5 protein-coding genes are annotated in these 3,967 nt (G+C 51.6%); 1 reads left to right on the plus strand and 4 read right to left on the minus strand.

The features are described 5' to 3' along the window. From ACOJWD_RS02035 to ACOJWD_RS02050, 4 genes are all read right to left on the minus strand, one after another. On the minus strand, positions 1-281 hold a 281-nt coding region (locus ACOJWD_RS02035), incomplete at its 3' end, for an MFS transporter (RefSeq protein WP_486991557.1). Next, positions 278-964 carry a glycerophosphodiester phosphodiesterase gene (locus ACOJWD_RS02040; protein WP_486991558.1) on the minus strand — a complete coding sequence of 229 codons (687 nt, stop codon included), beginning with the start codon at positions 962-964 and terminating at the stop codon, positions 278-280. The genes ACOJWD_RS02040 and ACOJWD_RS02035, both read right to left, overlap by 4 nt. A gap of 71 nt (positions 965-1,035) precedes the next feature. Further along, positions 1,036-1,968: a phosphotransferase gene (locus tag ACOJWD_RS02045; RefSeq protein ID WP_486991559.1), complete on the minus strand. Its 933-nt coding sequence runs from the start codon at positions 1,966-1,968 to the stop codon at positions 1,036-1,038. 50 nt (positions 1,969-2,018) lie between these two features. Next, positions 2,019-3,308 carry a BaiN/RdsA family NAD(P)/FAD-dependent oxidoreductase gene (locus tag ACOJWD_RS02050; protein WP_486991560.1) on the minus strand — a complete coding sequence of 430 codons (1,290 nt, stop codon included), beginning with the start codon at positions 3,306-3,308 and terminating at the stop codon, positions 2,019-2,021. 152 nt (positions 3,309-3,460) lie between these two features. Here ACOJWD_RS02050 and ACOJWD_RS02055 point away from each other — a divergent pair. Next, positions 3,461-3,967, plus strand: a 507-nt coding sequence (locus ACOJWD_RS02055) for a rhomboid family intramembrane serine protease (protein WP_486991561.1), incomplete at its 3' end; no start/stop codon positions are given.

The raw sequence follows: 3,967 nt of genomic DNA on the forward strand, positions 1-3,967 counted from the left end.
CATAAGAGCCCCGCCATCGGCAGACAAATCAAGAGATAGATGCGCCGTCGTCCCCAGCGGGTGGTGTATCGGTCAGAAATCCATCCGGTGAGCGGATTTAATACGATCCCCAGTAGCCCTTCCATACCCAAAATGAGGCCGATGAGCGGCTGGGAAGGGGTCAATCGGCTCAAAAGATCGGCGGAAAACACTTTGTTGACGCCAAAACCGATGTTTCGTGCCATACCAGCCATACCAAGACGGCTGATTTCCGAAGAGGAATACGGAGCCTCGTCACTCATTGTGCAGAACCATTAGACAAGGCAATCACCCAATCCGGGCGGTCTGAGGCGATCCCATCCACACCAATGTTTAACATGTGTTGAATAGCTTCTTTGCTGTTGGGCGTCCATACACTGACGAGCATGTCCTCTTGATGCATGGCATCCACTAATTCGGCCGTGACTAATTCGTAATATAGCGAGACCAGCCGCACATTGGCGGCGCGTGCCATGTGCGGTAGGTCCACTGGCGCTCCCATGAGAAGAATGCCTCCGTAAAGGTCGGGAATGTGCTCCTGTAGAGACAGAATGGCTTGGTGAAAGAAACTAATGGGAATGATGCGTTGGGTTAATGCAGGGTTCTCCTTTAAGAGATGAATCAGACCTTGAACCACGTCCGGAGTCTTAATCTCCACAACCACGGGAATATGAATGGCATCCAATAACTGACGTAACGTCGGAACGCCTTGGCCTTCTCCTACATCGACGTGCGCCAATTCCTCAGCGGTCAGGTCTTGGACTTTCTCTGCCTTCCCGCCTGTTCGCTCCAACGTAGCGTCATGGATGACCATAAGTTGGCCATCGAGACTGACATGAACGTCGCACTCTACCATATCCACGCCGAGAGATTCGGATTGCTGGAACGCTTTTAAGGTATTTTCAGGAAAAAGATCCCCGCCTCCACGATGTGCGATAACCCACATACATACCTACCCCCTTTTGATCTTGCAATCGCTGCCATGGCGCTATTCGCTTTTCAATTGAGGGTTTCCTGCTAGCGTACAAATCGTATTGGGGCGTTCATCCACACATCCCAAGGAATTGGCCCTTGAAATGAGAGCAAGCGCAAGAGCAGGCGAAAAATGTCGCGGTACGGACGGAGTGTGGGCATCGGTGCCACAGATTCATAGCCTCGAAGAAATGTTTGTGCGCCCGATTTAGAGAGAAGATACTCAAGACCAACCAGTTCAAGTTCGGGTGGCCCCACCACATAATATTCGGTATCCACGCAGCTTTGAAGCACGCCATCGATGGCCACAAACTGCGAGGCATCCATGTCCAGCATCATGGGACTAAACCAGCGTGGCTCGGGAAGCTGTCTCATAACGGTCAAAAGTGCGGGAAGTTTGTTCCGAATCGCGTAATCTTCGGAATGGTAGGTTTGGATGAGGTACTGGATGGTTGCGACGAGGCGCGAGAGAAATTGGCTTTTGGGATGGCCTGATTTAAGGTCTTCGAGCACGTGATGTGAACCGAAATATGCATACCGATGTTGGTGCAGTTGAGCGACTGCCGTGCCAAACCATAAAAGGGAGGTGGGTTCAAGAGCATCAAACCGCCTTAATGGAGTGCCAGGCATTTTTTCGACGAGGAGAAAGGTGCGGTCAGCATGTTCTCTGACCCCGTATACGCGTGGAACCGACCAGTCGGTGTTGCAAGCAAACCAATTGTTAATAGCCACCATACGAGAGGCTTCGCGGACACTGGAATCAAAAAGTCGCAGCGAGCCTTGGCTAAAGTCGTCACTGTCAGCATTCGCTAATCGACTGGTTCTTACGATGAGAGAACGTTCCGTTGTGTGAAGAGACCAAATGTAGCTCGATTGTCCCGGGTGATGGGCCGCAAGTAGTTGTTGACCGATATAGCTTTCGGGGAAGAGAAATGCTAATGAGAGCGATTCTAACGTTGGATCATGATAAGTTTGCACATCACGGCATCCTTTCGTGCATAGCGATCGGTGACGCGAGAACCGTCGCGTTAACTATCGAGGCAATACTGAGCGGCCGATGATCCGGCCAGGTGTCCTGTCGAGAAGGCCACGGTAATATTATAGCCTCCGGTATGGGCGTGGACGTCCAGTACTTCGCCTGAAAAATATAACCCGCGGCAGAGTTTTGATGCCATGGTGGTGGGCGACACTTCTTTTACCGATACTCCACCTCCGGTGACGGTTGCCTTTTCTAAAGGTAGCGTTCCAGAGATGGGAACCGGGAATGCTTTGAGATAATGAGTCATCTGATCTAACGTCCCGTTACCCGTTTGGGCCATATCTTGATGGGCATCGACTTGCAGATCATCTAAAATATATTGTGCTAATCGCTCGGGAACCCAGTCCATGACCCGGGTTTTTAATTCCTTACGACCATCGCGTTGACGAGCTAGCTCAAATTGTCGCCGCAGGGTGGCCTCGTCGACGTCGGGAAAGAAGTCAATGGTTGCTAAGAGATCTTCTTGGGGATTTTTCAGGAGGGCTGTGGAGACATAGTGGCTCACTCGTAAAGCACAAGGTCCCGTAAGGCCAAAGTGGCTGAAGAGAATATCACCCTCCTGATGAGTTATGCGTTTTCTCTTGCCATTGAGGAGGTTCACAACCACATGGCTAAACGAGAGCCCTTGCAGGACACGATTATGAATGAAGGCGGCCTCACTTGTGAGAGGTACTTCGGTGGGATATGGTGCGATAATCGTATGTCCTAGGCTCCGCGCCCAGGGGTAGGCATCACCGGTACTGCCTGTTTGAGGAACACTCGCACCTCCAGTAGCCACGACCACGGCGCGTGCCGTGATGCGGGACTGATTGGCGAGGCGAATGCCCGTGATCTGCTGATCATCTGTAAGGAGGGCTGCCACTGCACTGTTTTTATACACCGTGACACCTAAGGTATTGAGGTGAGTCACGAGCGCCTGAACCACGGTTGCGGCCTTATCGCTGATCGGGAAGACCCGTCCACGATCCTCTTCTTTGAGAGCAATTCCGAGCGATTCGAAATAAGCTCGAATGTCGGCGTTGGAAAATTGGGTTAAGGCGGAATAGAGGAATCGGCCATTGCCGGGGATATTCTCCATCAGTTGGTCAAGCGGCTTGGCGTTGGTGACATTACACCGACCGCCTCCCGAGATGGCAAGTTTACGACCCAGTTTGTCGCCCTTTTCTATCAGCACCGTTCGTGCTCCCTGCAATTGAGCTGCGATGGCCGCCATGAGACCCGATGGTCCTCCACCAATGACAATGACGTCAAATGCATCTTCCCGGTGCCAGTCGTTCACGTGTTCCTCCTCGAAGCGTCTAGACTTGTCGATAACGTTGCCAAAACGACTTATGTTATCCTGTGGAGTGTCTCTTGTAAAGAGAGGGATGAGTCGTCTTGTAGCGATTTTTTTCATACAATGAGGGTAACTTGCTCTGAGAGGTGAGGCAAATGGATCGCGAAGCACGGCAGTATTGGGAGTCGCAGCGGCGTCATATGTTGCAGCGTGATCGACGTAGGCGCGGTGGGAATTTCAGCCGGGACATGCTGATGACCAAAATCTTAATTGCCCTAATGGTGCTGAGTTATATCATTGTTACATACCTTCCCCGTCTGATCGATCCGATTCTGGTGGGGCAAGGAGGTATTGTCCTATCGCTTCTATTGTCAGCGATTTTTCCTGGAGGGATTTTAGGACTGATTTTTGCCGGAGTCTTCTTATGGATCATTGGATCTCAACTGGAAGGACTAACTACCTGGTGGCAGTATCTGCTGTTATTCTTCGTGAGTGGCATCGTAGGCGCATTATTGGACCGTGCCTTAGGCGGATCGTTACTGGGAGGCACCTATGCATCGTTTGGCCTTGCGGGCGCGTATGTGATGGCCATGGCCAATCGTCGGGTCGGCGGGATGGCTCAGTGGGCAATTTTACTCTTGGCCATAAACGTGGTGCTATCG

Source organism: Sulfobacillus sp. TH-112, assembly GCF_057473405.1.

What these genes read in the sequence shown, in the direction of transcription:
- ACOJWD_RS02040 (WP_486991558.1), bottom strand. Translation starts at nt 964, where the DNA reads ATGTGGGTTATCGCACATCGTGGAGGCGGGGATCTTTTTCCTGAAAAT.